Origin of the sequence: Achromobacter sp. UBA5777 (genome assembly GCF_002418565.1) — a bacterium.
Classification (GTDB): Bacteria; Pseudomonadota; Gammaproteobacteria; order Burkholderiales; family Burkholderiaceae_B; genus Achromobacter; species Achromobacter animicus.
This window is the reverse complement of sequence record NZ_DIEJ01000130.1, coordinates 1-5273: the sequence shown is the minus strand read 5'-3', so window position 1 is coordinate 5273 and position 5273 is coordinate 1. Positions and strand designations below refer to the sequence as shown.

General features: G+C 66.3%; 7 protein-coding genes. 5 read left to right on the top strand and 2 right to left on the bottom strand.

From position 1 onward, the window contains the following. Positions 1-253, top strand: a 253-nt coding sequence (locus B3446_RS09640; RefSeq protein ID WP_291380449.1) for a hypothetical protein, incomplete at its 5' end; no start/stop codon positions are given. Between the two features lie 35 nt (positions 254-288). Continuing rightward, positions 289-1086 (top strand): alpha/beta fold hydrolase, encoded by a 798-nt coding sequence (locus tag B3446_RS09635; protein WP_291380447.1) that lies wholly within the window; start codon positions 289-291, stop codon positions 1084-1086. 36 nt (positions 1087-1122) lie between these two features. On the opposite strand, the gene B3446_RS09630 is transcribed toward B3446_RS09635, so the two are convergent. Beyond that, positions 1123-2160 (bottom strand): alpha/beta fold hydrolase, encoded by a 1038-nt coding sequence (locus B3446_RS09630; protein ID WP_291380445.1) that lies wholly within the window; start codon positions 2158-2160, stop codon positions 1123-1125. Between the two features lie 220 nt (positions 2161-2380). Here B3446_RS09630 and B3446_RS09625 point away from each other — a divergent pair, with 220 nt between their 5' ends. Beyond that, positions 2381-3193 carry a hypothetical protein gene (locus B3446_RS09625; RefSeq protein WP_291380443.1) on the top strand — a complete coding sequence of 271 codons (813 nt, stop codon included), beginning with the start codon at positions 2381-2383 and terminating at the stop codon, positions 3191-3193. Positions 3194-3197: 4 nt separating this feature from the next. Here the strand turns inward: B3446_RS09625 and B3446_RS09620 are convergent, their stop codons facing one another. Then, positions 3198-3962, bottom strand: coding sequence for a lytic transglycosylase domain-containing protein (locus B3446_RS09620; protein WP_291380441.1), 765 nt, complete (start codon positions 3960-3962; stop codon positions 3198-3200). A 279-nt stretch (positions 3963-4241) separates the two neighbouring features. Here B3446_RS09620 and B3446_RS09615 point away from each other — a divergent pair, with 279 nt between their 5' ends. Beyond that, positions 4242-4910: a response regulator transcription factor gene (locus B3446_RS09615; RefSeq protein WP_105237018.1), complete on the top strand. Its 669-nt coding sequence runs from the start codon at positions 4242-4244 to the stop codon at positions 4908-4910. Positions 4911-4914: 4 nt separating this feature from the next. Then, positions 4915-5273: hypothetical protein (locus tag B3446_RS09610; RefSeq protein WP_291380438.1), on the top strand; the 359-nt coding region annotated here is incomplete at its 3' end.

The following is a 5273-nucleotide window of genomic DNA, read 5'->3' as shown; positions in this document are numbered from 1 at the left end:
CGCCGGGTTGCTGCCGCCCGGGCGGCGGCAAACCGGCATCGGGTTCGTGGGGCGTCGTGGCGGTGTGCGCTGCGCGCTGGCGGGGTCGTGTGCTTCGAGTGTTGTGCTCGGTGTGCTGTTGGCCGCCGGCGCGGATGTCTTCTGTCCGCTGATGAGGTTCAGTGCACGCTGCAATGAAGCGGTGGCCTGCGTCTACGCTACTATTTTGCACTGTCCCCGGGAGGCGGCTGGCGTGCCGCCGCCGCGTTCGTGACGTGTCCCGTGCCATCTACTTCGTGAGAATCCTTGATGTCGTCCGTCGAACCCCAAGATGTCTTCGTTCCCGCCGCCGGCGGTCAGCTTTTCGTGCGGCGCTGGACGCCCGCCGCGTCCGCTACGCCTGCCGACAACAGCGTGCCGATCGTGCTGATGCACGATTCGCTAGGATGCGTTGAGTTGTGGCGCGACTTTCCTGAGCGGTTGGCAGGCGCGACGGGCCGCGAGGTCATCGCCTACGACCGCCTGGGATTCGGTCGGTCCGACCCGTATAAGGGCACGCTGGGCGTGGACTTCGTGGTGCGTGAGGCCATTGAGGGGTTTCGCGCCGTGCGCGAGGCGCTGGAGCTGGATCAGTTCGCGGCGTTTGGCCACAGCGTGGGCGGGGGGATGGCGATTGCCAGCGCTGCGGCGTATCCGCAGTCCTGCCGCGCGCTGATTACCGAGTCGGCGCAGGTTTTTGCCGAGGAACGCACGCTGGAAGGGATACGCCAGGCGCGCGAATCCTTTGCGCAGCCGGGACAGCTTGACCGTCTGAAGAAGTATCACGGCGAGAAGGCGGCCTGGGTGCTTAGCGCCTGGATCGACACGTGGCTGTCGCCGGACTTCGCGGACTGGACGTTGGATCCGCAGCTGGCGCAGGTGAAGTGTCCGGCGCTGGCGCTGCACGGCGACAACGATGAATACGGGTCCACGGTGCACGCCCAGCGCATCGCGCAGTTGACGGGCGCGCGGCCGGTGATCTTCGAGAACTGCGGGCATGTGCCGCACCGCGAGATGCCCGAGCAGGTGCTTGCGACCGTGTCGGACTGGCTGCCGCGCGCCGGCTGAGCGGCGCGTGGTGTCGCGGTGTGACGCGTTTCTGCGCTACAGGCGCGTGACGCGGAGCACCGCGTCGGCGAACGCCTTGGGCGCCTCTTGCGGCAGGTTGTGGCCGATGCCTACGCCCACGTCGATGTGCTGGTATTTGCCGGTGAACTGGCCGGCGTACGCGGCGGGTGGCGGGTGCGGGGCGCCGTTGGCGTCGCCTTCCATGGTGATGGACGGAATGCCGATCTTGGGCAGTTGCGCGAGTCGCGCCTCGAGCGCGTCGTATTGCGATTCGCCCTGCGCCAGCCCCAAGCGCCAGCGGTAGTTGTGCACGACGATCTCGACGTGGTCGGGGTTGTCGAAAGCGCGTGCGGATCGCGCAAACGTTGCGTCGTCAAAGCGCCATTGGGGCGAGGCCAGTTGCCAGATCAGCTTGTTGAAGCTGTCGACGTTGGCGGCATAGCCGGCGGCGCCGCGCTCTGTGGCGAAGTAGAACTGGTACCACCATTGCAGTTCGGCCTGCGGCGGCAGCGGCTTGCGGTTGCCTTCCTGGCTGCCGATGAGGTAGCCGCTGACTGACACCAGCGCCTCGCAGCGTTCGGGCCACAGGGCCGCCATGATGCAGGCGGTGCGCGCGCCCCAGTCGAAGCCGGCGACGACGGCTTTGCGGATCTTCAGGGCGTCCATCAACGCAATCATGTCTACGGCGACGACGGCCTGTTCGCCGTTGCGCGGGGTGTCGGGCGACACGATGCGGGTGGTGCCGTAGCCCCGCAGATGGGGCACGATGACGCGGTAACCGGCGGCAGTCAGGCGCGGCACGACGTCGATGAAGCTGTGGATGTCATAGGGCCAGCCGTGCAGCAGGATGGCGACGGGGCCGTCGGCGGGGCCGGCGTCCACGTAGCCCACGTCGAGCGTGCCGGCGCGGATCTGGCGGATGTTGTTGAACGTGGGGACGAGGCCTTGGGGGGCCTGCGCCACGGACTTGGCGATCGCGTTGCCGCCGAGCGCGAGGCCCAGCAGGCTGGCGCCCGCCAGCGAAGAAGTGGTACCCAGCAGGCGGCGCCGCTGGACGTTTACCGGTTCCGACATGGTGATGCTCCAGAAAGTCTTGTTGAAGGGGACATGACTGCTGGACGTCACTGTGGCGCAGGGCGCCGGGCGTTGGGTGTCGGCATGTACGCGCCGCGCGGGCGGATACACAACGACATAAAAAACCTGCGAAACGTGCGCCGCGAGGGCTGGAGACGACCGGGCGCCGCCTTTACTATCACTGCTAGCCGGCACACCCGACAGCCGGGGGATGAACCGCATGAGCACTCGATCTGCCGCAACGACGTCCGCCCCCCGCTCGCGCCGCGTGCTGCCGTGGACGGTGGTGATCCTGGTGGCGCTGGGCCTGGCGCTCTACGGGCCGATTCCCCAGCTTGAGCACTATCACGACTTTGCCGACAAGCGCGCGTGGCTGGGCATCCCCAACGCGGGGGATGTGCTGTCCAACCTGGGTTTTGCGGTGGTCGGCTGGTATGGGTTGGCGCTGGTCCTGCACTCGCGCCGCCACCCTGCGTTGGACGCTATCCGGCCTGGCTACACGGTGTTCTTCGTTGCGCTCTTGCTGACCGCCTTCGGGTCGGGCTGGTATCACCTGGTGCCGGACAATGCGCGCCTGATCTGGGACCGCCTGCCCATCGCGCTGCTGTGCGCCGGCATCCTGTCCGCCGTATGGCGCGAGACCGTGGGCGACGGCCGGTGGGTCGACGTGCTGTGGACCGCGCTGGCGGTGGGCAGCGTGGCGTGGTGGTGGTACACCGACCACACGTCGACGGGCGATCTGCGCCCGTACCTCTTTGTGCAGTTCATGCCGCTGGTGCTGGTGCCGCTGCTGCAATGGCGCAACGGCACGCCCCTGCGCGAACGGCTGTATTTTGGCGCGGCGATCGGGTTCTACGTGCTGGCCAAAGCTGCTGAGCTGCTCGACCATCAGATCTACGACACGTTCACGTTCCTCAGCGGCCACACCCTCAAGCACCTGTTTTCGATGGTGGCGGGGCTGATGGTGACGCTGAACTTCGCGCATCGCAAGCGCGAGGCGGACGCAACAGTCCGCCCGTTCCCACCGGCCTGAATCGTTAGCGCTTGCGCGGCGGCACCACCATGAAGCCTGCCTCGAACTGCCTGACCGCTTTCTGATCGCCCTGGATCGTCCACATGGAAGAAGTCGTGCCGGTGTTGTCGGCCAGCACCGCCCGGGGCTGCTGTGCTTGCGGCGTGATCGACGCCGCCGGCTGATACGCCGCCATGATCCGGCTGACGTAGTTGCGCGTCTCTTCAAAATTCGGAATGCGGTTGCCAGCGCGCTGCACGGCGCCTTCGCCCGCGTTGTAGGCGGCCAACGCCAGTTCCAGGTTGCCGTCGTAGCGGTCGAGCAGGGCGCGCAGATAGCGGCTGCCGGCATCGACGTTCAGGTCCAGCTTGCGAAGATTGGCCTGCAGCGCGTCGTCCGTGCCGGGCACGCCGTACTGGCTACCGGTGGCGGGCATCAGCTGCATCAAGCCGACGGCGCCTTTGGGCGACACCGCCAACGTATTGAAGCCCGACTCCGCCTGCGCCACGGCATGCAGCAGGGCGTAATCGAGCCCGTGCCGCTGCGCGGCCTGTTCCAGCGCCTTGCGCACTTCCGGACTGGGTTCGGCCGCACGGCGCGCGCCGCGGCTGCCCGCTGACATGTCGCGGAATAGCAGCCGGTAGCTGTCGTCCAGCGCACTGGGCGCAAAGTGCGCCATGCCTTGCGCGTCGAACGACACGTAGACATCGGCGGCAAGACTTGCGGTGGCGGACAGCGATAACAAAGCCGCGCCCAGCCAGCGGCGGCTTCGGAACAGAAATGCGGTCATGGCAGCAGGAATCAGCCACGGCGCGCTTCAGCCGCCAGGGCATCGGATCAACAGAACGAAGCGAATTCTACAAGAATAACAATCATTCTTATTTACAATAAGATTAAATCTTGTTAACTTTTAGCCCGTTGCTGTTGCGATATGAATCGTGATCCCATAAGCGCCTGGCTCGAAGGCGCAAGCCTCGCGGCTTACCGGGATGAATTTCTGATGCGTGCGGCATGAGAAGTTCGGCGACAAACGCTGGCGGAATGAAGGCGCACGCGAGCGAGGAAATTCATGCGGATACTGTTAATCGAGGACGACAGCAAAGTGAGCTATTGGCTGGCCAGCAAGTTCCAGGCTAGCGGCCACCAATGCGTGCCCGTCGATTCGGGCGAACAGGCGCTGATCGCCCTGGACCGCCAGGTGTTCGACATTGCCGTCCTGGACCGCATGCTGCCCGGCATCGACGGCATCGAGGTGCTGCGCCGCCTGCAAGGCCGTCCGCACCCGCCCGTCATCATCCTGTCCGCCGTCGACCAAGCCTCGGATCGCGTCGAGGGGCTGCGCGCCGGCGCGCAGGACCACATCGGCAAGCCCTTCGACTTTCTTGAGTTGATGGTGCGCATGGAACTGCTGGTGCAGCGGCACGACGCCACGCCGCCCAACACCGCGCGCCTGTGCGTGCAGGATCTGCAGATCGACCTGTTGCGCCGCAAGGTCACGCGCTCCGGCCGCGACATCAGTCTGACCGACAAGGAATTCCTGCTGTTGCGCACGCTGGCCGAACACGCCGGGCAGACCGTGCCGCGCGGCATGCTGCTGGAGAAGGTGTGGGGCCTGCAGTTCGATCCGCAGACCAACCTCATCGACGTGCACGTGTCCAAGCTGCGCTCGAAGATCGACAAGGATTTCGCACAGCCGTTGCTCAAGACCGTGCGGGCTATGGGATACGTGCTGAGCTGATCCGATGAACACCGTGCCGTTCGATTTTCCTGAGACCTTGCGGGCGCTCAGGCAGGGACCGCTGTCCCGCCTGTTCGGTTCGTGGCGTTCGTTCTGGCGCGACGGCCGGGCGCCCGAGGCCGCGCCGGAGCCGCCGCCCACGCGCACCACCAGCCATTTCCGCTATACGGCGTGCTTCGCGTTCATCTTCCTGCTGGTCACGCTGGGTTCCATCGCCTGGGGCCAGAACCTGCTTGAGCACGTGATGGTGCGGCATGTGAAGGACATGGTCGCCGCCGAAATCCGCGCGCACCAGACGCTGAGCAGCCGCGACAGCGCGGTGGACCTGGCGCGCGCGCTGCGCCAGCGCGAAGCCGCCGTGCC